Origin of the sequence: Streptomyces sp. NBC_01635, from assembly GCF_045209715.1 — a bacterium.
GTDB lineage: Bacteria > Actinomycetota > Actinomycetes > Streptomycetales > Streptomycetaceae > Streptomyces > Streptomyces hirsutus.
In genome coordinates, this window is the sequence record NZ_CP109277.1 from 4,491,801 (window position 1) to 4,514,237 (window position 22,437).

Annotated in this window: 18 protein-coding genes; 9 read left to right on the forward strand and 9 right to left on the reverse strand. The window is 71.3% G+C overall.

All coding sequences use genetic code 11. The features are described 5' to 3' along the window. Positions 1-150 precede the first annotated feature (150 nt). From OHB56_RS20900 to OHB56_RS20910, 3 genes are all read left to right on the forward strand, one after another. Positions 151-1,050, forward strand: a complete 900-nt coding sequence (locus OHB56_RS20900; RefSeq protein WP_406354966.1) for a D-alanyl-D-alanine carboxypeptidase family protein — start codon at positions 151-153, stop codon at positions 1,048-1,050. A 188-nt stretch (positions 1,051-1,238) separates the two neighbouring features. After that, complete coding sequence (locus OHB56_RS20905) at positions 1,239-2,540, forward strand: amidase family protein (protein WP_406354968.1); 1,302 nt, start codon at positions 1,239-1,241, stop codon at positions 2,538-2,540. A 157-nt stretch (positions 2,541-2,697) separates the two neighbouring features. Continuing rightward, complete coding sequence (locus OHB56_RS20910; protein ID WP_406354970.1) at positions 2,698-3,696, forward strand: Bro-N domain-containing protein; 999 nt, start codon at positions 2,698-2,700, stop codon at positions 3,694-3,696. A gap of 78 nt (positions 3,697-3,774) precedes the next feature. Here the strand turns inward: OHB56_RS20910 and OHB56_RS20915 are convergent, their stop codons facing one another. From OHB56_RS20915 to pdhA, 3 genes are read right to left on the reverse strand one after another with little or no spacing between them, the layout of a single operon-like run. Next, positions 3,775-5,277 (reverse strand): dihydrolipoamide acetyltransferase family protein, encoded by a 1,503-nt coding sequence (locus OHB56_RS20915; protein ID WP_406354972.1) that lies wholly within the window; start codon positions 5,275-5,277, stop codon positions 3,775-3,777. A 15-nt stretch (positions 5,278-5,292) separates the two neighbouring features. Beyond that, on the reverse strand, positions 5,293-6,285 hold the full coding sequence (locus tag OHB56_RS20920) for an alpha-ketoacid dehydrogenase subunit beta (RefSeq protein ID WP_055595347.1): 993 nt from the start codon (positions 6,283-6,285) through the stop codon (positions 5,293-5,295). 1 nt (position 6,286) lies between these two features. Next, positions 6,287-7,642 (reverse strand): pyruvate dehydrogenase (acetyl-transferring) E1 component subunit alpha, encoded by a 1,356-nt coding sequence (gene pdhA / locus OHB56_RS20925; protein WP_406354974.1) that lies wholly within the window; start codon positions 7,640-7,642, stop codon positions 6,287-6,289. Positions 7,643-8,151: 509 nt separating this feature from the next. Between pdhA and OHB56_RS20930 the strand changes: the two genes are divergently transcribed. After that, positions 8,152-9,183 carry a phosphotransferase gene (locus tag OHB56_RS20930; protein WP_326753669.1) on the forward strand — a complete coding sequence of 344 codons (1,032 nt, stop codon included), beginning with the start codon at positions 8,152-8,154 and terminating at the stop codon, positions 9,181-9,183. A 173-nt stretch (positions 9,184-9,356) separates the two neighbouring features. On the opposite strand, the gene OHB56_RS20935 is transcribed toward OHB56_RS20930, so the two are convergent. Then, positions 9,357-10,958 (reverse strand): protein kinase domain-containing protein, encoded by a 1,602-nt coding sequence (locus OHB56_RS20935; RefSeq protein ID WP_406354976.1) that lies wholly within the window; start codon positions 10,956-10,958, stop codon positions 9,357-9,359. Positions 10,959-11,308: 350 nt separating this feature from the next. On the opposite strand from OHB56_RS20935, the gene OHB56_RS20940 reads away from it, so the two are divergent. Next, positions 11,309-12,955: a protein kinase domain-containing protein gene (locus OHB56_RS20940; protein WP_406354978.1), complete on the forward strand. Its 1,647-nt coding sequence runs from the start codon at positions 11,309-11,311 to the stop codon at positions 12,953-12,955. Between the two features lie 260 nt (positions 12,956-13,215). Further along, positions 13,216-13,632 (forward strand): hypothetical protein, encoded by a 417-nt coding sequence (locus OHB56_RS20945; RefSeq protein WP_141666039.1) that lies wholly within the window; start codon positions 13,216-13,218, stop codon positions 13,630-13,632. Between the two features lie 209 nt (positions 13,633-13,841). On the opposite strand, the gene OHB56_RS20950 is transcribed toward OHB56_RS20945, so the two are convergent. Then, the gene (locus OHB56_RS20950; protein WP_326753672.1) at positions 13,842-14,384 is read right to left on the reverse strand and encodes a bacterial proteasome activator family protein; all 543 of its coding nucleotides are present in this window, start codon (positions 14,382-14,384) and stop codon (positions 13,842-13,844) included. Between the two features lie 205 nt (positions 14,385-14,589). Here OHB56_RS20950 and OHB56_RS20955 point away from each other — a divergent pair, with 205 nt between their 5' ends. Further along, positions 14,590-15,435, forward strand: a complete 846-nt coding sequence (locus OHB56_RS20955; RefSeq protein ID WP_406354980.1) for a hypothetical protein — start codon at positions 14,590-14,592, stop codon at positions 15,433-15,435. Between the two features lie 29 nt (positions 15,436-15,464). Here OHB56_RS20955 and OHB56_RS20960 read toward each other — a convergent pair whose 3' ends face one another. Next, positions 15,465-16,445, reverse strand: a complete 981-nt coding sequence (locus tag OHB56_RS20960) for an NAD(P)H-quinone oxidoreductase (RefSeq protein WP_406354982.1) — start codon at positions 16,443-16,445, stop codon at positions 15,465-15,467. A gap of 270 nt (positions 16,446-16,715) precedes the next feature. On the opposite strand from OHB56_RS20960, the gene OHB56_RS20965 reads away from it, so the two are divergent. Continuing rightward, a complete protein-coding gene (locus OHB56_RS20965) occupies positions 16,716-17,768 on the forward strand; it encodes an ATP-binding cassette domain-containing protein (protein WP_406354984.1) in 1,053 nt (350 codons plus the stop codon). After that, positions 17,765-18,616, forward strand: coding sequence for an ABC transporter permease (locus OHB56_RS20970; protein WP_406354986.1), 852 nt, complete (start codon positions 17,765-17,767; stop codon positions 18,614-18,616). The genes OHB56_RS20965 and OHB56_RS20970 overlap by 4 nt, the downstream gene beginning before the upstream one ends. A 90-nt stretch (positions 18,617-18,706) precedes the next feature. On the opposite strand, the gene OHB56_RS20975 is transcribed toward OHB56_RS20970, so the two are convergent. Genes OHB56_RS20975 through OHB56_RS20985 form a run of 3 tightly spaced genes read right to left on the reverse strand, consistent with a single transcriptional unit; the run spans position 18,707 to position 22,271 of the window. Further along, positions 18,707-19,801 (reverse strand): potassium channel family protein, encoded by a 1,095-nt coding sequence (locus tag OHB56_RS20975; protein ID WP_326753677.1) that lies wholly within the window; start codon positions 19,799-19,801, stop codon positions 18,707-18,709. Next, on the reverse strand, positions 19,798-21,321 hold the full coding sequence (locus tag OHB56_RS20980; RefSeq protein WP_406354988.1) for a molybdopterin molybdotransferase MoeA: 1,524 nt from the start codon (positions 21,319-21,321) through the stop codon (positions 19,798-19,800). Before OHB56_RS20980 ends, OHB56_RS20975 begins: the two co-directional genes overlap by 4 nt. Next, positions 21,318-22,271, reverse strand: coding sequence for a DUF6457 domain-containing protein (locus OHB56_RS20985; RefSeq protein ID WP_326757077.1), 954 nt, complete (start codon positions 22,269-22,271; stop codon positions 21,318-21,320). Before OHB56_RS20985 ends, OHB56_RS20980 begins: the two co-directional genes overlap by 4 nt. Positions 22,272-22,437: the final 166 nt, after the last annotated feature.

Below are 22,437 nucleotides of genomic sequence, written 5' to 3' on the forward strand. Positions count from 1 at the left end.
GCGCCGCCCCTGTCGCACGGACTGGAAAATCACCCCGCCCCGGCGCACAACCATCCGCGCCACCCATGCGTCAGACTCGTGCGGCCGCTCTCGGTCGCGCCTCAAGTCGGCCGCAGCAATGGGGCATTCAACGTAATCGGGGTACCTCACTTGAATATCGGCATTCAGGGCATCCGGGTCCGCAGAGCCGTCGGTGTCGCCGTGACCACCGGCGCCATGCTGGCCTCCGGCGCCCTCTACGCGGCGCCCGCGCAGGCCGCCGCCGCACCCACGATCGCCGCCAAGGGCGGCTTCTTGATGAACGACGCGAACGGCAAGTCGCTCTACACCAAGGCCGCGGACACCCGCCTTTCGACCGGTTCCACGACGAAGATCATGACCGCGAAGGTCGTGCTCGCGCAGAAGAACCTGAACCTCGACGCCAAGGTCACCATCCAGATGGCCTACAGCGACTACATCGTGGCGAACAACGCGTCGTCCGCGCGCCTGATCGTGGGCGACAAGGTGACCGTGCGCCAGCTGCTGTACGGGCTGATGCTGCCGTCCGGCTGCGACGCGGCGTACGCGCTGGCCGACAAGTTCGGTACGGGCACGACGCGGGCCGCGCGCGTGAAGTCCTTCATCGGGAAGATGAACGCCGACGCGAAGAAGCTGGGGCTGAAGAACACCAACTTCGACTCGTTCGACGGCATCGGCAAGGGCAAGAACTACTCCACGCCGCGCGATCTGACGAAGATCGCCAGCAGCGCGATGAAGAGCGCCAACTTCCGCGCGATCGTCAAGACGAAGACGTACACGGCGAAGACCGTCACGAAGACGGGCAGCACCCGCACGATGGCGCCGTGGACCAACACCAACGGTCTGCTCAGCAGCTACAGCGGCACGATCGGCGTGAAGACCGGTTCGGGCCCGACCGCCAAGTACTGCCTGGTCTTCGCCGCGACGAAGAACGGCAGGACGGTCATCGGCACGGTCCTCGCCTCGACCGGCTCCGCCCAGCGCGAGACGGACGCCAAGAAGATCATGAACTACGGCTTCGGCAAGATCTGACGCACGGCCGCACCACAGGGGCCCACCGTTCGCGGTGGGCCTCCGTCGTACGCGGGGCACCGTCCATCCGGCCCACCCCCGCGCGAAAGGCCGTACCCCCCATCCCCCGTCTACGGCCGTACGCCCTTCCCGTCTACGGTTGTACGCCCCGTCTCCCGGTACCGCTCCCGATCCCGTCGAGGTCGCTCATGTCCGCGCAGCAGCCGAGTCCCGCCGTCGCCGACGCGCCGTCCCCGGTCCGGCCCCGCCTCGACGGCGACGGCACGACGGGCGCCCCCGGCGGTGCCGTCCCGGCTCCGGGGGAGACCGACGCGTCGGTCTGGCGTGTCGTCGGTGACCCCTTGGTCGCGGCGCCCGGGAAAGGCGTGCTGTCCTGCTCCCGGGTCGCGGTGAAGGACGTCTTCGCCGTGACCGGCCACGCGATCGGGATGGGGAATCCGGCCTGGCTGCACGGGGCACCGGTCGAGCCGGCCCACTCCGCGACCGTCCGGGCCCTGCTGCGGGCAGGGGCGGACGTCACCGGGATCGCGCAGACCGATGAGCTGGCCTACGGCCTGTCCGGGCACAACTCGCACTACGGGACGCCCCCGAATCCCGCGGCGCCCGGACGGGTCCCCGGGGGATCCTCGAGCGGCCCGGCCAGTGCCGTCGCCCTGGGCCTGGCCGACATCGGCCTGGGCACCGACACGGCGGGCTCGACGCGGGTACCGGCCTCCTACTGCGGGCTGTACAGCCTGCGGCCGACCCACGGCCTGGTCCCGGACACCGGACAGACCGGTCTCGCGCCCTCGTTCGACACCCCGAGCTGGATCACCCGGACCCCACGGCTGCTCGACCGGGTGACCGACGTACTCCTTCCGCGGCAGCCCGCACAGCCGATCGAACGGTGGATCCTGGCCACGGACCTGTTCGCCCTCGTGGACCCGTCCCTGCGCCTTCCGCTGCAGGACGCGGCACACGCGTGGGCGGACCGGCTGGCCGTCCCGCTGCAGCCGAGGGAGAGCACCTGCGCCGCGCATCTCGAGGAGTGGGCGGAGGCAGTGGGCGTCGTCCAGGCCGTGGAGATGTGGCAGGTGCACGGCAGCTGGCTGCAGGCGCATCCCGAGGCCGTCTCGCCCGGAGTCGCGCACGCCGTCGCCGCGGGCGAGAACATGCCGGCCGAGTACCTGGAATGGGCCCGGGACATCCTGAGCCAGGCGCGGATCGCACTCGCCGAACTGATCCCGCCGGGGACCGCGCTCGTACAGCCGGCGGCCCCGACCGCGGCTCCCCCGCCCGGCCCGGCCGGTGCCGGCCTGGCGCTGCGCACCGCGACGGTGCGACTGGTCTGCGCCGCGAGCGCGGCGGGCCTGCCGGTGCTGACCATGCCCGGAGTGCGGAGCCCGGCCGGCCCCGTCGGACTCAGCCTCCTCGCGGCCGCCGGAAGCGACCGCGCCCTGACCGCCGCGTTCGCCCCTCACACCACCATGCCGCGCCACAGTTCCACCTAGGTTCCCTGCCCCGCGCCTCGACCGCCGTCTGCCCTACACCCTCCCACCAGCCGGTACAGCGAGTTTCGATCTTCTTCGCCCGTGTTCGTGAACATCCTCGACCCGGCTGGCATATGCCCTCCGGCTCGCCCTACGTTCCGCGACGGAGGTGGTTCACGTGAACGAACCCAGCAAACGAAAGAGCTCCACCGAGCGGCATGAGGCGATCGACGTCAGCGACTTCGTCTACGCGGCGACCGGCGCCCGGGTGCGGAGGCTGACGATGCCGGACGGGACGCATTGGTTTCCGGCGGTGGACGTCTGCAAGGAACTCGGCCACACCAACTCTCGGAAAGCTCTCGCAGATCATGTTCCCGACGAGCATCGAGAGATGCTCGAGACCGTAACTGGAGGTTACGGTCTCAGCATTCCCGCAGGTAGAGGGTGGCGTCGAGACTTGCACGTCATCTCTCTCCAAGGTCTCGTCCTCCTCGTCAACGCCTGCACCAAATCGGCCTGCGCCCCCTTCAAGCAGTGGGTCGCCGAAGTCATCGAGACCGTTCAGCGCGAGGGTTCCTACTCTCTCGACGAGGCCGAAGTGCAGCCCGCCGAACCCGGTGCCCCCATCGCCTATGCCATGCCGGAGCAGGTCGCCGAGGCCATCGTCCGGCTGGAGGCGCACAACCTTCAGCTGGATGAGGAGCTGGCCGGCGGGCAGCGCGAGTCGATCGCTTTGCAGAAGCAGATGCTGACCGCGCAACAGGACGCACTCGCCGTGCAACAGGCGACTCTCGCCGTGCAGCAGGCAACTCTCGCTGTCCAGCAGGCCATGGTGCGGGCGATGGAACGCATCGCGGACCGGTTCGACACCCTCGTCCTCGAACGTCGTCCGACCCGGGGACACCTGGCCACGCCGCCCACCACGGAGTCGGTACTGGCGGACTGGCGGGAGCGGTTGTCCGTGACCGAGGACGTGTGGACGGTGGCCGTGGTCATCGCCCCGGTACTCGTCGAGCAGGGTGAGATGCGCGAGCCACTGGAGTCGATCGCCGCCCGTACCGGGCTTTCCGTGCACCGTGTCAACGAATGCCTCCGGCTGCTGCGCAAGCACGCCTGCATTCGCTCGCGGGGCGGGACCGGGGACGGGGCTCCGGTGTACGTGCTCCATCAGACCTGAGGCCGGCGCAGCAGGAGGGGCGTCGCAATCCGAAGTTGCGGCGCCCCTCCTGTGATGAACCTAGTGGTTCGTCGGGCCTCACGCCCAGCTGATCAACCGTTTCGGCTGTTCCAGGATCGCGGCCACGTCGGCCAGGAACCTGGAGCCCAGTTCGCCGTCGATCAGGCGGTGGTCGAAGCTCAGGGCCAGGGTGGTGACCTGACGGGGCTTCACCTTGCCCTTGTGGACCCACGGCTGGAGCTTGATCGCGCCGACCGCCAGGATCGCGGACTCGCCGGGGTTGAGGATCGGCGTGCCCGTGTCGACGCCGAAGACGCCGACGTTGGTGATGGTGACCGTGCCGGCCTGCATCGCGGACGGGGAGGTCTTGCCGTCCCTCGCCGTGGACACCAGTTCACCCAGGGACTCGGCCAGTTGCGGCAGCGTCTTGGCGTGGGCGTCCTTGATGTTCGGGACGATCAGGCCACGCGGTGTGGCCGCCGCGATGCCCAGGTTCACGTAGTGCTTGACCACGATCTCCTGGGCCGCCTCGTCCCAGGACGCGTTGACGCCCGGGTTGCGCCTGATCGCGACCAGCAGGGCCTTGGCGATCAGGAGGAGCGGGTTCACGCGCAGGCCCGCGAACTCCTTGTCCTGCTTGAGCTCCTCGACCAGCTTCATCGTGCGCGTCACGTCGACCGTCACGAACTCGGTGACGTGCGGCGCGGTGAACGCCGAACCGACCATCGCCGCCGCCGTCGCCTTGCGCACGCCCTTGACCGGGATGCGGGTCTCGCGCGCGGTGTCGTACGACGCCGGAGCCGGAGCAGGAGTGGAGACGGGAGCGGCGGAGGGGACTTCCGGGGCGGGCGCCCCGGGCTCCGGCGCCGTGGGTCCGGCCTCGGGCGCGGCCACCGCCGCGTGGACGTCCTCGCGGGTGACGATGCCGTCCGGGCCGGTCGGGGTGACCGTCGCCAGGTCGACGCCGAGGTCCTTCGCCAGCTTGCGCACCGGCGGCTTGGCCAGCGGGCGCTGAGCACCGGCCACCGGACCGGCGGCGGGTGCCGGACCGGCGGCGGGTGCCGGGGCGGCCGGGGCGTGGCCGTTCAGCTCCGTCCGGACCCCTGCCACCGCCTGCTGGGCGAAGCCGTCCGGGGCGGTCTTGCGCGGGCGGCGGCGCGTCGCGGACGTCGCCACGCCGTAGCCGACCAGCACGGGCTGGCGGCCCGAACCCGCCGTCGTCGGTTCGGCTTCCGCCGGCTGCTCGGCGGGTACGGCAGCGGCGGGTACGGCTTCGGCGGCCGGGGCGGCCGCGGGAGCCTCCGCCTCCGGGGCGGCTCCGCCCGAGACGTCCACCGCGATGATGGACGTGCCCACGTCCACCGTGGTGCCCTCGGGGAAGTGCAGCGCGCGGACCACCCCGTCGTAGGGGATGGGGAGCTCCACGGCCGCCTTCGCCGTCTCGACCTCGCACACCACCTGGCCGTCGGTGACCGTGTCACCGGGCTGGACGTACCACTTGAGGATCTCGGCCTCGGTCAGCCCCTCGCCCACGTCGGGCATCTTGAACTCACGGACGGGCGCTTGCGTCATCGTCGTCACGACCCTCCCTTTCCCTCAGTAGGCCAGTGAGCGGTCGACGGCGTCCAGCACCCGGTCCAGGTCCGGGAGGTAGGACTCCTCCAGGCGGGCCGGCGGGTACGGGGCGTGGTAGCCGCCCACCCGCAGGACCGGGGCCTCCAGGTGGTAGAAGCAGCGCTCCGTGATCCGCGCGGCGATCTCCGCGCCCGAACCGAAGAACACCGGCGCCTCGTGGACGACGACCAGGCGGCGGGTCTTCTCCACCGACGCCTGGATCGCGTCGAAGTCGAGCGGGGAGACCGAGCGCAGGTCCAGGACCTCCAGGGAGCGGCCCTCCTCGGCGGCCGCGTCCGCGACCTCCTGGCAGAGCTTCACCATCGGGCCGTACGCCACCAGCGTCAGGTCGGTGCCCTCGCGGACCACGCGCGCGGTGTGCAGCGGGCCGGGGATCGCCTCGGTGTTGACCTCGGCCTTGTCCCAGTAGCGCCGCTTGGGCTCGAAGAAGATCACCGGGTCGTCGCTCTGGATGGCCTGCTGCATCATCCAGTACGCGTCCGACGCGTTCGACGGCGAGACCACCTTCAGGCCCGCCACGTGCGCGAACAGCGACTCCGGGGACTCGGAGTGGTGCTCCACCGCGCCGATGCCGCCGCCGTAGGGGATGCGCACGACGACCGGGAGTTTCACCTTGCCCAGCGACCGCGCGTGCATCTTCGCGAGCTGCGTGACGATCTGGTCGTACGCCGGGAAGACGAAGCCGTCGAACTGGATCTCGACCACCGGGCGGTAGCCGCGCAGGGCGAGGCCGATCGCCGTGCCGACGATGCCCGACTCGGCGAGCGGGGTGTCGATGACGCGGCTCTCGCCGAAGTCCTTCTGCAGCCCGTCCGTCACCCGGAACACGCCGCCGAGCTTGCCGACGTCCTCACCCATGACGAGGACCTTGGGGTCCGTGTCCAGAGCGCGGCGCAGCGACTCGTTGATCGCCTTGGCCAGGGCCATGTTTTTGAATGTCACGGTCTCCGCCATGTCACTTCCCCCCGTCCGTGTCGGCGAACGACGCCTGGTAGGCGGCGAACTGGGCCCGCTCCTCGTCGACGAGGGCGTGTCCGTCCGCGTACGCGTTCTCGAAGATGGCGAAGTGGTCCGGATCCTTCATGGCACGGACCGCTTCGCGCACTCGTTTGCCCAACGTCTCGCTCTCGATCTCCAGTTCCGCAAAAAATCCCTCGTCCGCGTGGTGGGCGGACTCCAGGTGGCGGCGAAGGCGCAGGATCGGGTCCTTGGCCTCCCAGGCGGCCCGCTCGTCGTCGTGGCGGTAGCGGGTCGGGTCGTCGGAGGTGGTGTGGGCGCCCATGCGGTAGGTGAACGCCTCGATCAGCGTCGGTCCCTCACCGGCGCGGGCCCGTTCCAGGGCCCACCGGGTCACGGCGAGGTTCGCCAGCACGTCGTTGCCGTCCACCCGCAGGCCCGGGAAGCCGAAGCCCTGCGCACGCTGGTACAGCGGGACGCGGGACTGCTTCTCGGTCGGTTCGGAGATCGCCCACTGGTTGTTCTGGCAGAAGAACACCACCGGGGCGTTGTAGACCGCGGAGAAGGTGAAGGCCTCGGCCACGTCGCCCTGGCTGGAGGCGCCGTCGCCGAAGTAGGCGATCACCGCGCTGTCCGCGCCGTCCTTGGCGACGCCCATCGCGTAGCCCGTGGCGTGCAGCGCCTGGGAGCCGATGACGATCGTGTACAGGTGGAAGTTGTTGCTGTTCGGGTCCCAGCCGCCGTTGTTGACGCCACGGAACATGCCGAGCAGGTTGGTCGGGTCCACCCCGCGGCACCAGGCGACGCCGTGCTCGCGGTAGGTGGGGAAGACGTAGTCGTCGTCGCGCAGCGCGCGCCCGGAGCCGATCTGCGCCGCTTCCTGGCCCAGCAGCGAGGCCCACAGGCCCAGCTCGCCCTGGCGCTGGAGCGCGGTGGCCTCGGCGTCGAAACGGCGGGTGAGCACCATGTCGCGGTACAGGCCGCGGAACTCCTCGGAGGTGACGCCGGAGACGTACGGGTCGAACTCGGCGTTCCGGACCCGCTCGCCCTCGGGCGTCAGCAGCTGTACGAGGTGGGGTTCGGCGCTCCGCGGCTTCGTGCCGCCGGTCTTCCTGGCCGCCGGGGCCTTCTTCGCGGCGGATGCCTTCTTGGCCGCGGATGCCTTCTTGGCCGCGGATGCCTTCTTGGCCACGGGTGCCTTCTTGGCCACGGGTGCCTTCTTGGCCACGGTCGCCTTCTTCGCCGGGACCGCCTTCTCGGCGGTGGTGCTGGTGGTGCGCTGGGCGCCGGTGGCGCCGGCGTCGCTTCCGGCGCTGCGTCGCGGTGTGCGCGCGGCAGTGCTCTCCACGGTCACGTGTGCTCCTCCGTCGGTCCGACCCCCGGGATTGCCGGTAGGTCTGGGGTCCCCCTCCAGCTCGTCGAAGCCTGGGGGAGGCTCACCTCTTCTCGACCACGGGCACGGGGTGGGTGCCGCTCGGCCGGGAACAGGCGTGACAGGTGCCCCGGCGAGCGACCTGCACATGGCACGTTACCCAGTGCGCCGCATTTCTGGGAAACCATTCCTGACCTGGGATTTTGCTTGGATTTCCAAGTAAATCGGAAAGGCTGGAAAGGCGCGCTGGTCACAGCCTTGCAGGAGGCCGGAGCAACGGCACGTTATCCCGCCGACCCCGGACTCGGGAAGGGTCGTGTCCCGCGCGCGCCCTGCGGCGGGCCGGCGTCCCGCCGCACTTCCACCGGACGCCTGCCCGGCACTCCGTCCGGCTCCCGCCCGAGGCGGATCAAGCACACAGCGCGACCGGAAATGACTGGCTGCGACAACGCGCAGTTCACGGGCCCGCGCGGTGCCCTAGCATCTGGCGCGTGTCGCCCTTACGTGTACTACCCCCCGTTCCTTGCGCGCCCCCTTTGGGCGCCCTGCTGCGCCGGTACGCCGCCGGTTCCGCGGTGACCTGCGAGCCCGTCGACGAGGGCCTGCTCAACCGTGGCTACCGCCTGCGTACGACCCGCGGCCGCTACTTCCTCAAGCACCACTTCGACCCCGAGACCGCCGATCCGGCCGCGATCGTCCGCCAGCACCGCGCCACCCGGCGCCTGGCCGACCTGGGCGTGCCGGTGGCCCCGCCGCTGCCCGCCCGGGACGGGCGCACGGTCGCCGTGGTCGGCGGGCACGCGTACGCCCTGCATCCCTGGATCGACGGCCGGCACCGGCACGGCGGGCAGCTCACGCCGGGACAGTGCGCACGGCTCGGGGCACTGCTCGGCGCGGTCCACGCCGGCCTGGAACGCGTGATGCCGGCCCACGCGCGGACCCACGGCGCTCCGGCGGAGAGCGCCGACCCGGCCGACACCCTCACCCTCATCGACGAGTTGCTCGGCCGCGTCCACCGGCACCGCCCCGCCGACTCCTTCGACGCCCTCGCCCGCCGCCGGCTCCAGGAACGACGGACCCTTCTGGAGCGGCACGCCGGCCGGCGTCCTCCGCGCGGGGACGCGGTGGGATGGGTGCACGGGGACTTCCACCCGTTCAACGTGCTGTACCGGGGGAGCGCGCCCGCGGCGATCGTCGACTGGGACCGGCTCGGGGTACAGCCCCGCGCGGAGGAGGCCGTACGCGCCGCGGCGATCTTCTTCGTGCGGCCCTCGGGCACCCTCGACCTGCCGCGCGTACGGTCCTACGCGCGCGCGTACCGGCGCGGCGCGGGGGCCACGCCCGCCCAGCTCGCCGCGGCGGTGCACCGAGTGTGGTGGGAACGCCTCAACGACTTCTGGATGCTCCGCTGGCACTACGAGCGCGACGACACCCGCGCGGACTCCCAGTTCCCGGCCACGGCCGCCCTGGTGGTGTGGTGGAGCCGGGAGTACGACGCGGTGCGCGCGGCGTTCACGGGGTGAGGCGGGCTTCCTCCGCGCCGGGCACGGCGCGGGCCCCGGCGGGCCCGCGCACGGCGTCGCCCCGCGCGGAGGTGCTCCGCGCGGGGCGGGACGGCGGGCTCAGGGCCCGCCCCGTGTTCCGTGCTCCGCGACTCGTGACGCGAGGTCCGTGGTCCGTCGTCGGTGGCCGGTGGTCAGCCGCCGGTGACCGCGGCGGTGTCGCCGCCGCCCACCACGCCGCCGTTCTCCGTGCCGCCCTCGTCGCCGCCCTCACCCGGGTCGGGCACCGACGGCGACTCCGGCGGGTTCTCCGGCTCGGTGTCCGTCGGCGTGGTCGGGACGTCCGTCGGCTCGCCCGTCGGCTCCTCGGGCTGCGGCTGACTCTGCGTCGGGGCCGGGTCCGGGTTGTACGGCGGGACGTAGCCTCCGCCTCCGGAGCCGGTGCCGGTGCCGGGGTTCGTGTTCGGCACCTCCGGTTCGTCGGTGGTGTCGTCCTCGTCCGGTGACGCGCTGGGCTTCTCCTTCTCGCTGGTCTGCGAGGAGGAGGGCGACTTGGACGGGTCCTTGTCATTCTCGGTGCCGTCGCTGCCGTTCAGCGCCAGCGCGACACCCGCGACGACGGCGATCACCGCGAGCACCGCGATGATCCACAGCTTTCCGCGGCCGTCACCCCGGTTGCCGCCGCCCTCGAAGCCTCCGTCGTCCCCGCCGCCGTACCGGTTGGGGAGAATCGGCTGCGGGATGGCCGCGGTGCTGGAGGCGTCCGGGTGCGGCATCGCCGTCGTGCCCGCGAAACCCGCCGCCGGGGTGCGCCCGCCGTCGTGCATGTCGACCGGACCGGTGTTCCAGGTGCCGGTGTGGCCGCCCTGGTCGTAGAGCATCTGCAGCCCGTACTGGATCAGCCCGCGCATCTCCTCCGCCGTCTGGAACCGGTCGTCCGGCTCCTTGGAGAGTGCGCGCATGACAAGCCCGTCCAGCTCCGGCGGGCTGGCGTCCGAGACCTCCGACGGGGGCGTGGGGATGTCCTGCACGTGCTGGTAGACCACGGACAGCGGCGTCTCACCGGTGAACGGGGGCCGCAGTGCCAGCAGTTCGTACAGCATGCAGCCGGTCGCGTACAGGTCGGACCGGTGGTCGACGGCCTTGCCGAGCGCCTGCTCCGGCGAGAGGTACTGGGGAGTGCCCATGACCATGCCGGTCTGGGTCATCGTCGTGGACGCGCCGTGCAGCGCGCGGGCGATGCCGAAGTCCATCACCTTCACGGCGCCGTTGTCCGTGATGATGACGTTGGCGGGCTTGATGTCACGGTGCACGATGCCGTGCTGGTGCGAGTAGGCCAGCGCCTCCAGGACGCCGGAGACGATGATCAGCGCCTGTTCGGGGCCGGGCGCCTCGGCGTTGATCAGGAGATCGCGGATCGTGTGGCCCTCGACGATCTCCATGATGATGTACGGCACGGCCTGGCCGCCCACGATGTCCTCACCGGAGTCGTACACGGCGACGATCGCGTGGTGGTTGAGACCGGCCACCGACTGCGCCTCGCGTGTGAAACGCGCTTTGGCGATCGGGTCCTCGGCGAGGTCGGAATGCATCAGTTTGACGGCGACCGTCCGCCCGAGCCGCACGTCCTCCGCGGCGAACACCTCGGCCATGCCACCCCGACCGAGCCTGTGTGTCAGCCGGTAACGGCCGTCGCCCACAAGTCCGCCGTTACCCCAGTTGTCCGGCGCGTCCGACATGCCGCCGCCAGCCGCCTCGGGGTCGGACGGGCCCTGAGCGCGCTGCTGCTGTGCCATCAGTCCTCGCCGTCGTTTCTGCCCGCGGTGCGCGCGGTGTTGTCACGGTCTCCGTCGGCCACGCTACAGCCTTCGCACCGACCTCCGGTCCGGGACGGGCTGCCAGGAACGGGCATGAGACGGACCGGCCATGAAACCCGCAATCCATATCGTCGTGCAAATTCCGTGCACCCGCCTCACGTCCCCTGTAACGCTTCCGCGACGCTTCTCTCCCGTACGGTCACGGAACGGGCCCCACGCTTGACGTGTCAGGGGCCTGGGGCAGACTTGGCCGGGTATAGCGCAGGTGATCCACGAGGAATCGGTCGCCGACGGCAGCAGCGCCGGAGAGGCCACGGGGGAAGCGGAACATGAGCCAGGACGGCGCACAGGGCCACAACACGGGGCGGGCGCTGGCCGGCGGCCGCTACCAACTGCGGGACCTGCTCGGCCAGGGCGGCATGGCCTCCGTCCATCTCGCGTACGACAGCGTGCTCGACCGTCAGGTCGCGATCAAGACCCTGCACACGGAACTCGGCAGGGAACAGGCCTTCCGCGAACGCTTCCGCCGCGAGGCCCAGTCCGTGGCGAAGCTCACGCACACCAACATCGTCTCGGTCTTCGACACCGGCGAGGACGAGGTGGACGGCATGACGACGCCGTACATCGTCATGGAGTACGTCGAGGGCCGCCCGCTGGGCTCCATCCTCGACGAGGACATACGGCAGCAGGGCGCGATGCCCGCCGACAAGGCGCTGAAGATCACCGCGGACGTGCTGGCCGCCCTGGAGATCAGCCACGAGATGGGCCTGGTCCACCGGGACATCAAGCCGGGCAACGTGATGACGACCAAGCGCGGCGTGGTCAAGGTGATGGACTTCGGCATCGCCCGCGCCATGCAGTCCGGCGTGACCTCGATGACGCAGACCGGCATGGTCGTCGGCACCCCGCAGTACCTCTCGCCCGAGCAGGCGCTCGGGCGGGGCGTCGACGCCCGCTCCGACCTGTACTCGGTCGGCATCATGCTCTTCCAACTGGTCACCGGACGGATCCCGTTCGACGCCGACTCGCCGCTGGCCATCGCGTACGCGCACGTGCAGGAGGAGCCGCCGCTCGCCTCCTCGGTCAACCGCTCGCTGCCCCCGGCCGTGGACGCGCTGATCACCCGCGCGCTGAAGAAGAACCCGAACGAGCGTTTCCCCAGCGCCGAAGCCATGCGCGGCGAGTGCCTGCGGGTGAGCCAGTCCTTCCAGGCGGTCCCGCCGAGCATCGTCCCCGGCACGCACGGGCAGAGCGGCTCGGGCGTCGGCTCCGCGGTCTTCCCGCCCGTCGACCAGTCGGCGCCGGCGGCCCCGGGCAGCATCCAGACGCCGTACACTCCGGGCCCGTCCCAGCAGCACACCCCGAACCCGTACGGCACCCCGCTCGCGCCGGGCCCCGCCTCGGCGTACGGCTATCCGCAGCAGGGCGCCCCGCAGGGCGGCTACGCGACACCCCACCCCCCGTACGGCACGCATCCGGGCGGCCCGTCGACGCCGCCGTACAACCTGTCGCCCCAGAGCGGACCGGGCGGCGGCAGGAACAACAAGCCGGTGGTCATCGGCTCGATCGCCGTCTCCGTCATGGCGGTCGGCGGCCTGATCGCCGCGCTGACGTTGAACGGGGGCGGGGCGGAAGACGATCCCAAGAGGGACAGCACCTCGGCGGCGCCGTCGCATCCGACGGAGTACCGCGCCGGCGACGAGAGCCGGGAGATCGAGAAGACCGAGTGCACCGAGCCTCGGGAGTCGAACAACGACCCTGAGGAGATCCAGCTCCCGAACTTCAAGTTCAAGCACATCAAGTCGGTCAAGGAGTGCTTCCAGGCGGCCGGCTGGCGGTACGAGGTCATCAATGTCGACGAGAACACCTACGGCGACGGCACGATCATGAAGCAGTACCCCGCGGCCGACACGGATGTCGAAGAGGACGACGTGCCCGAGATCCAGCTCTACGTCTCCACCGGGAAGCCGGCCTAGCAGGCCCTGGGGACCTAGCAGGCCCTGGAACACCGAAGAGGAGGGACCTCACCGTTCCGCCTCACCCCTTACCGCTGCGTGGTGGCGCCGTGGCCGAGGCCCAGCGGTGAGGTCCCCGGGGGAGCCGCCGGCGAGGCATCCACGGCTTCGTTCAGGGTGTTACACCCATCACACAATTACCGAACATCGCGTGACATGGACACGCCTTACCTAGGATTCCCGCAGAAAAGTCCCATCGCTCTTGGACATAGGGGATCCATTTGAAGAATCTTGGCCGTTTTCTCACCGTAGGCGCCGCAGCCCTCAGCGCCTTCGCCCTCTCTGCGAGCCCGGCGTTGGCCGGTGGAGTCTCCGAGACGATAACCGGGGCGTACGGCAGCGGGAATTTCTATTACGCGAGCAAGACCAACTCCAACGAGATCTACCTGAGGCTGGTCGACACCAGGGCTGACGGGCACCACGTCCGCATCCGGGTTCAGTCCCTCACCCCGAACCGCGTGGTCACCAACTACGCCTGGCGCTCAGTCACCACCGGCGCCGACACCGCCGGCGAATGGGTGACCTCACTGACGGACAGCCGTGGCATCTGGGCGCTGCGCGTCCAGGTCTGTGTCTTCGAGAAGGACACGGCGCTGGGCTGCGGTGAGTCCGCCTGGGACGGCAACACCTACTACTGAGCCCGATCAACCTGATGAACGACCCCTCGTGCCGTCGCCATGCCAGAAGTATCGGGTTCGGGAGCGACTGATCATCTGGGCATGAGCTCCGGTCGGCCCCCGCGTGCAGCGGGGGCCGACCGGTCGGGGCTCAAGAACAGCGCACTGTCTGAACGCAGTGACCAAACGGCCGGACAACAGCGGTATTCACTCGCACACCGCAATGACGACTACAGGTAAGGGCCGCCCGAGCGGCCGCCCAACGGGGGTTCCTCGGTTCCGCCGTCACCGGCGCCCGGCGGAAGGGCTCGGCGCATCTGCTCCAGCTGGGCGCGCGCGGCCATCTGCTGGGCGAAGAGCGTGGTCTGGATGCCGTGGAAGAGGCCCTCCAGCCAGCCCACCAACTGGGCCTGCGCGATCCGCAGTTCGGCGTCGCTCGGGGTGGCCTCGTCCGTGAAGGGCAGCGAGAGCCGCTCCAGCTCCTCGACCAGCTGGGGCGCGAGTCCGTCCTCCAGCTCCTTCACCGAGCTGGCGTGGATCTCCTTGAGCCGGACCCGGCTGGCCTCGTCCAGAGGAGCCGCGCGCACCTCCTCCAGCAACTGCTTGATCATGCTGCCGATCCGCATGACCTTCGCGGGCTGCTCCACCTGCTCCGTCACCGGGACCTCGCGGGAGTCCTCGTCCCCCGTGCCCCCGCCGAGCGCCATCCCGTCCTGGCCGACGACCAGAACCTGCGGATTGTCCGGCGACCGTTCGTTCCTCGGCATCTCCATGAGGCCATTCTCTCGCACGCCCGCCGCACACTTCCGGGGCCCCCTGACCGGCTCCCCGGCCGTCCCCCTGACTGGGGGAATCCGGAATGCCGGGAGTGGGCGGAAATGCGAACCTGTGGGGGTTCATCCGGTCCATCTTGCCGACGGTGCGAACGGGCACCGGCCGGTGCGGGAGGTCACCGTCGTGGCTCCATGGATGTGTGCAGTGAGGGAGACGAGGGCGGGGCTCGCCCTGCGCGCGGGCATCGCCCTCGGGGTGGTGGCGGGCACGGCGACCGCGGCCGGTGCGGGAACGGGGGTGGCGGCGCCGTACAGCGCTGCCGTGGCGCCCTTCGGTACGGCGGTGGCCCACGGCCCCGAAGGGGCGGTGGGCGGGCGTCAGGAGGCGGTGGCCGGACGGTTCGACGTGCCCGCCCGCGAGACCGCACGCCCATCCCCTTCCTCTCCCCCTCCGTCTCCTGTTCCCTCCTCCGCTCCCCTGCCCTTCCGCTCGGCCGCGGCCGCGGTCGCGGCGGCGATGTCGTCGTTCTCGCCCTCCGTCCAGCCCTCCAGGGCCGGTAGCCGGCCCGGGGAAGGGCGGAAGCGGCCGGGGCGGGAGGTGCCCGCACCGAAGGAGAGGAGCGAAAGCCCCGAGGGGCCCGAAGGGACCGGGAAGGCGGATCCACGGGGTGAACGGGACGGCGGACCGAGCGACGGCGCGCGCCCCGTGCCGGATCCCTCCCAAACGGGCGACGGCGTGAGCGGCGTCCCCAAGAAGCCGGGCGAGGCTCCCGTCGGTGCGGAGAACACCGGGTCCGGCCCGTACTCCGGAGACGGTACGGACGGATCCGAGGAGCCCGGGGCCGGCATCACCCATCGGATTCCCCCGTCGCAGGAGGCTGCCGCCACGGTGCCCTCCGAGGTGTCGCGGCAGCCCACGGCGGACACCGTCACCGGTACCGATCGCTCCGCCGGGCCCATGCTGCGCATCCTGCCGCTGGGCAGCGGACTGGTCCTGATGGGGCTCGGGCTGGGACTGGCGTTCGTGGGCCTCAGGCTGCGGCGGAGCTGAAGCGCGAAGCCCACGGACCTCCGGACGTCCTACGGCGCGATCAGCAGCACCTTGCCGATGTGGCTGCTGGCCTCCACGCACCGGTGGGCGTCGGCCGCGTCCTGCATCGGGATCTCGCGGTCGACGACGGGACGGACATGACCGCCCTCGATCAGCGGCCAGACGTGTTCCCGCACGGCCGCGACGATCGCCGTCTTCTCCGCCGGCGGCCGGGCGCGCAGCGAGGTCGCGCTGATGGCGGCACGCTTGCCGAGGAGGGCGCCGATGTTCAGCTCGCCCTTGACCCCGCCCTGCATACCGATGATCGCGAGCCGGCCGTTGACGGCGAGGGCCTTGACGTTGCGGTCCAGGTACTTGGCGCCCATGTTGTCGAGGATGACGTCCGCGCCGGCGCCGTCGGTGGCCTGGTTCAGCTCGGCCACGAAGTCCTGCTCCCGGTAGTTGATCAGGATGTCGGCGCCCAGCTCGGCGCAGCGCTCCAGCTTCTCCTTCGTACCGGCCGTGACGGCCACCTTGGCGCCGACGGCCTTGGCGAGCTGGATCGCCATGGTGCCGATGCCGCTGGAGCCGCCGTGCACGAGCAGCGTCTCGCCGGGACGGAGGTGGGCCACCATGAAGACGTTCGACCAGACCGTGCAGACGACCTCCGGGAGTGCCGCCGCCTGCTTGAGGTCGAGCCCCCGGGGGACGGGGAGCAGCTGGCCGACCGGGACGGCGACCTGCTCCGCGTAGCCACCGCCCACGAGCAGCGCGCACACCTCGTCACCGACCGCCCACCCGGTCACCCCGGGACCGAGCGCGGTGATCCGGCCGGAGCATTCCAGTCCGGGGTAGGGGGAGGCGCCGGGCGGGGGGTCGTAGAAACCCTGCCGCTGCATGATGTCGGCGCGGTTGACGGCGCCGGCCACCACCTCGACCAGCACCTCGCCCTCACCGGGAACGGGATCGGGGACCTTCGCCCATACCAGCCTCTCGGGTCCACCGGGTTCGGGAATCGTGATCGCATACATGAGAGCGACGCTACCCCCGGCCGGGCCGTGGGCGGCTCAGGTCCGTGACCGATCCGGTCCGGGAGCCGGCCCGGTCCGAAAGCCGGCTCGGTCCGGGGGCCAACCCGGGTCCACGGGCGGAGGGGGGCCTGGGTCCATGGGCGGAGGGCGGGATCCGTCGTCGGGCCGGTTCGCGGGGAAATCCATGGGCGGGAGCGATGAGTTTGCGCGACCGTGAAGGTCTCCCATGCATAGCCCGAGCACGCGGAAGCACGCGGAAGGACCCGAAGCATGAGCACGCAGACGTCCGGCATGGCGATCGAGACCGCCGGCCTGGTCAAGACCTTCGGTGGGACACGGGCCGTCGACGGAGTCGATCTCACCGTCCCGGCCGGCACGGTGTACGGCGTCCTCGGACCGAACGGCGCAGGCAAAACCACCACCGTGAAGATGCTCGCCACCCTGCTGAGGCCGGACGGCGGCGACGCCCATGTCTTCGGCCACGACATCGTGCGCGAGGCCGACACGGTGCGCGGCCTGGTGAGCCTCACCGGGCAGTACGCGTCCGTGGACGAGGACCTCACCGGTGCCGAGAACCTGGTTCTGCTGGCCCGGCTCCTCGGCCACCGCAAACCGGGCGCCCGCAACCGTGCCGCCCAGCTCCTGGAGGCGTTCGGCCTGACGGACGCGGCGGCGAAGCAGGTCAAGCACTACTCGGGCGGAATGCGGCGCCGTATCGACATCGCCGCGTCCATCCTCAACACTCCCGACCTGCTGTTCCTCGACGAACCGACGACCGGCCTGGACCCGCGCAGCCGCAACCAGGTGTGGGACATCGTGCGCGCGGTGGTCGCCCAGGGCACGACCGTGCTGCTGACCACGCAGTACCTGGACGAGGCCGACCAGCTGGCGTCCCGGATCGCCGTCATCGACCGCGGGAAGGTGATCGCCGAGGGCACCAAGGGCGAGCTGAAGGCGTCCGTCGGCGCCGGCACCGTACATCTACGGCTGCGCGATCCGGATCAACGGCCGCTCGCCGCGGACCTGCTGCGCCGCCTGCTCGACGCACAGGTGCAGCCCGAGCCCGACCCGGTCACGCTCACCGCCCGCCTGGGCGCGGCCGCGAGCCAGGACACCGCCGCCGAACAGGCCGCCCGCGCGCTGGGCGAACTGGCCACGGCCGGCATCACCGTCGACAACTTCTCGCTCGGCCAGCCCAGCCTGGACGAGGTGTTCCTCGCCCTCACCGGCCACGACACCCAGGCATCGGGCACCGGTGCCGGTTCCGGGACGGGGTCCGACGCCGACGACTCCTCCGACCCGAAGGACGAGGTGGCGGCATGAGCACCGTGACGACGACCACCGAGAGCGCGGAACTCGCCCCGGTTCGCACCGACTCCCTCGCCGAGCTGCTGGTCGCCAAGGAGCGCCCGCCGCGGCCCAGCGCCTGGTCGGCCTCCCTGACGTTCGGCTGGCGCGCGATCCTCAAGATCAAGCATGTGCCGGAGCAGCTCTTCGACGTCACCGCGTTCCCGATCATGATGGTGCTGATGTACACGTACCTCTTCGGCGGGGCGCTGGCCGGTTCGCCGGCGGAGTACATCCAGTTCCTGCTGCCGGGCATCCTGGTGATGTCGGTCGTGATGATCACGATGTACACCGGTGTCTCGGTCAACACGGACATCGAGAAGGGCGTCTTCGACCGGTTCCGCACCCTGCCGATCTGGCGGCCCTCGACGATGGTCGGCTATCTGCTCGGGGACGCCCTGCGCTACACCATCGCGTCCGTCGTGATGCTCACCGTGGGCATCGTCCTCGGCTACCGGCCGGACGGCGGGGTCGCCGGTGTGCTCGCCGGGATCGTGCTGCTGGTGGTCTTCGCGTTCGCGTTCTCCTGGATCTGGACGATGTTCGGGTTGATGCTGCGCACCGAGAAGTCCGTGATGGGTGTCAGCATGATGGTGATCTTCCCGCTCACCTTCCTGTCCAACGTCTTCGTCGACCCCCGGACCATGCCGGGCTGGCTCCAGGCCTTCGTCAACAACAGTCCCGTCACGCACCTGGCGTCCGCGGTGCGCGGGCTGATGGCGGGGGACTGGCCGGCCGACGAGGTGGCCTGGTCGCTGGGCTGGTCCGCCCTGTTCGTCCTGGTCTTCGGACCGATCACGATGCGGCTCTACAACCACAAGTGACGCGGACCGGCGAACGCCGCGGGAGACGACGTGGTGCCCCGGGTCGGGTGACCCGGGGCACCACGTCGTCTCCCGCGTGTCCCGGCGGGGTCAGTCGTGGAGCGGGCGGATGTCGGGGGTGACCTGGGTGCCCGGCGTCGCCCGCACGATGGTGATCAGCCGGTCCGTCAGCTCGAGCGTCCCGACGTTCTCGTCGTCGTAGCCGAGCACCCGGTGCCCGCGCAGGACGCTCACCACCAGATCGTCGACCTCGCGCGGCGACTTGCCCACCTCGGCCTTTATGACCGGCCGTTCGACCATGTCGAGACCGGTGCCCTGCTGGATGAGGTCCTCCATCACCATGCCGGCCGCGGGGCTGAGCACGGACAGACCGAGCAGCCGGCCGGCCGCGCTGGCACTGGTGATGACCGCGTCGGCACCCGACTGCTTCAGCAAGGGGGCGTTCTCCTCCTCGCGCACCGCGACCACGATCTTCGCGTTGCGGTTGAGCTGACGGGCCGTCAACGTCACCAGTACGGCCGTGTCGTCGCGCTGGGTGGCGATGATGATCTGCTTCGCCCGGTAGACCTCGGCCCGCTTCAGCACCTCGCTGCGCGTCGCGTCACCTATGACGCCCGCGAATCCGTCGGCCGCCGCGGCCTCGATCGCCTTGCTGCTGGGGTCGACCACTACGACCTGCTCCTTGCGGAGCCCCGTCGCGCAGACGGTCTTGATCGCGGACCTGCCCTTCGTGCCGAATCCGACGACGACGGTGTGATCACGCAAGGTGGACCTCCAGCGGTTCAGTCGCCACTCCTCCCGCGTGCGTTCGGTGAGGGCTTCGAGGGTGGTGCCGACCAAGATGATCAGGAACATCACACGCAACGGCGTGACGACGAAGATGTTGGTCAGCCGGGCAGCGTCACTGACCGGGGTGATGTCGCCGTACCCCGTGGTGGAGAGGGTGACGGTCGCGTAGTAGAAGGCATCGAGGAAATCGAGGGTGCCGTCGGAGTTGTCGGCGTAACCGTCGCGGTCGACGTACACGATCAACGCCGTCACCACGAGGAGGAGCAACGCCATGGACAGCCGCTTGGCGACCTGACGGATCGGATGCTCGACCACTTTCCTGGGCAGTTTCACCCGATGTGTCATCAGGTGCTCGTCCGCCTGACGGGCCATGGCGTCCTCGCCCGAAAGTTTCACGTGAAACACACCCCGATTCCCCCGGACGCCCAGGGCAGATCCAGCAGTTCCGTCTCCTGACCGGGTCGTGTGCCACCCGGGGGGACGACCGCGAGGGCATCGGCCGCCGCAATGCCCCGCAGCATGGCGGGACCGTTGTAGTGCAACGGCAGGGCCACGTCACCGCGCAGTACGACCGGGACGAGACGGGTGTCGTGCGGATGTCCCTGCACCGCGTTCCGCAGCGGCATCGTGTACGGCTCGGGGGCGGGGCGGCCCGCGAGGGTCCGCAGCAGGGGTTCGGCAAGCGTGAGCAGCCCGGAGACCGCGGCAAGGGGGTTGCCGGGCAGACCGACGAGGTACTGGTTCTCCTTGGTGCGGGCCAGGAGCATGGGGTGGCCGGGGCGCACCTCGACTCCGTCCACGAGGAGTTCGGCGCCGATGCGGCGCAGCGTCGGGTGGACGTGGTCGACCGGGCCCGCAGCGGTACCGCCGGTGGTGAGGACGACATCGGCGCCGGACCTCGTGATCGCCTTGTACAGCGTCTGCGCGTCGTCGCGGACCCGGCGGACGGCGGTGACCTCGGCACCGAGTGCGCGCAGCCAGGGCGGCAGCATCGGGCCGAGGGCGTCCCGGATCAGTCCGTCGTGCGGCAGGCCTCCGGTGAGCAGTTCGTCGCCGAGGACGAGGACCTCGACGCGGGGGCGGGGGAGGGTACTGAGCGTGTCGTACCCGGCGGCCGCGGCGAGGCCCAGCACGGCCGGGGTCACCAGGGTGCCGGCCGACAGCAGTTGCTCGCCGCTGCGGCACTCCTGGCCGCGTGGGCGAATGTCCTGACCGTGCGCGACCGTGGAGCCGGACCCGGCGCGGGATGCGCCCGGCAGCCGGGGTGGGGCGGCGGGCGGCCGGGGTGGGGCGGCGGGCCGGGGTGGGGCGGCGTGCAGCCGGCCGTTGTCGTCGGTATGGCCGTGTTCGCTGCGCAGGACGGCGGTGGTGTCCGGGGGGACACGGGCGCCGGTGGCGATACGGACGGCTTCGCCGTCGGTGAGCGGGGGGTGCTCGGCGTGCCCGGCGAGGACGCCTTCCTCCCGTACGGCCCAGGGTCCGGGGCCGGAGACCGCCCAGCCGTCCATGGCCGAGGTGTCGAAGGAGGGCAGGTCGGTGAGGGCCGTGAGGGGGGCGGCCAGGGTGAGGCCGAGGGCGGCGTCGAGCGGCACGGGGACCGGGGCGCGGGGGGCGGCCGGGCTGCCGGTGCCCCGGCGTGCGGCGCGCTCGGCGACGGCGCGGGCCGCGGGCCAGGAGAGGGCGTGGCGGTCGTCGTGGCGTGAGGGGCGGGTGGCGGGGCTCCGGCCGTCCGCGGCGGGCCGGGGCCCGTCGCCCCGCCGGGGGGCGCCGGCACGAGCGCGCGCGGGGTCGCCGGGGCCGCGGCCGGAGGGGTCGTTCACGAGGGCGAGGGCCTCCTCGACGTCGAGATCATCGGGGTCCTCGGCATCGTCGGTGACCCCGGCTCCCTTGTCGGCTCGGGCCTCGGGCGCGTTCATTCGGCGTCCGGGCGCGTGCCGGGAGCCGGGTCGGGGGCCCCACCGGGGGCTGGATCGGTGGCGTCGGACTGCTGGTCCGTGGGCTGCCGGCCCGCGGCCTGCGCGGGCACGGCGTCGGTGGTGTCCTCGTCGGCCCAGCGGGCGGCGAGGGCGGCGGCCTTGCGCACGGCCTCGGCGACGGCCTCCTGGTCACCGCCCGCGCGAGCGGCCGCATACCCGACGAGGAAGGTGGTCAGCGGCGCCGCCGGCCTGGCCACACCGTGGGCGGCGTCACGGGCGAGGTCGAGGAGGACGCCGGTGTCGACGTCCAGATCGATGCCCAGCTCGTCCTTGACTGCGGAAATCCATTCATCCAACACGTGTCCATGCTCCCTGATGCGTGCTCTGGCGGCGGCGATGTCGTCCCAGGTGTCGCAGTCGAACGACGCCACGGGGCCGAGGATTCGGGTGAGGTCGAGTGAGCCGGTCAGCCGGCGCAGCGGCAACCCGGCCACCGTGCCGTGCCGGTCGGCGAGCACCGCCAGTCCGCGGCGCAGGGCCGCCGTCCGGTACGCGGCCACGAGCGGCTGGTCCCGGCCGTCGGCGTCGGTCAGCAGGACCCCGTCCGCCCTGCTCGTGCGAAGGGTGGTCAGCAACTCGTCGACGGTGGGTCCGTCGAGGAACGGCAGGTCGGCGGAGAGCAGGACGGCGTACTCCGCGGTGCTCAGCCGGAGCCCCGCGTCGAGCGCGGCGAGCGGTCCGCCGCCCGGCGGCTCCTCCCGTGCCCAGGACACCGGCCGGGAGGTGGGCCGGGGGTCGGCCACGACGACGGTGGAGCGGGCACCGGAGCAGGCGGCCAGCACACGGTCGAGCAGCGAACGGCCGCCCACCCGCACCCCGGGCTTGTCCGCACCCCCGAGCCGTCGGGCACCCCCGCCTGCCAGCACGAGGGCGTCGTAGGCGAGGGGCACGGCGGGCGTGGGACCCGCGGAGGGCGCGGCGGACTCGTCGTACGCGGCGGGTGCCGCCCGGTCCGGCGCGGGGTCGCGGTCACGGGTGCGGTCGCCAGCGGCTCCGGAAGCACCCGGGAGCTCGTACTCGGTCACCCCCCGAGTATGCGTGCCCCCGCGAGCACGG

Bases quoted from the DNA above. Each gene is read 5' to 3' on its own strand.
- OHB56_RS20905 (WP_406354968.1), top strand. From the start codon at position 1,239: ATGTCCGCGCAGCAGCCGAGTCCCGCCGTCGCCGACGCGCCGTCCCCG.
- OHB56_RS20920 (WP_055595347.1), bottom strand. From the start codon at position 6,285: ATGGCGGAGACCGTGACATTCAAAAACATGGCCCTGGCCAAGGCGATC.
- OHB56_RS20935 (WP_406354976.1), bottom strand. From the start codon at position 10,958: ATGGCACAGCAGCAGCGCGCTCAGGGCCCGTCCGACCCCGAGGCGGCT.
- OHB56_RS20940 (WP_406354978.1), top strand. From the start codon at position 11,309: ATGAGCCAGGACGGCGCACAGGGCCACAACACGGGGCGGGCGCTGGCC.
- OHB56_RS20950 (WP_326753672.1), bottom strand. From the start codon at position 14,384: ATGGAGATGCCGAGGAACGAACGGTCGCCGGACAATCCGCAGGTTCTG.
- OHB56_RS20960 (WP_406354982.1), bottom strand. From the start codon at position 16,445: ATGTATGCGATCACGATTCCCGAACCCGGTGGACCCGAGAGGCTGGTA.
- OHB56_RS20965 (WP_406354984.1), top strand. From the start codon at position 16,716: ATGAGCACGCAGACGTCCGGCATGGCGATCGAGACCGCCGGCCTGGTC.
- OHB56_RS20970 (WP_406354986.1), top strand. From the start codon at position 17,765: ATGAGCACCGTGACGACGACCACCGAGAGCGCGGAACTCGCCCCGGTT.
- OHB56_RS20980 (WP_406354988.1), bottom strand. From the start codon at position 21,321: ATGAACGCGCCCGAGGCCCGAGCCGACAAGGGAGCCGGGGTCACCGAC.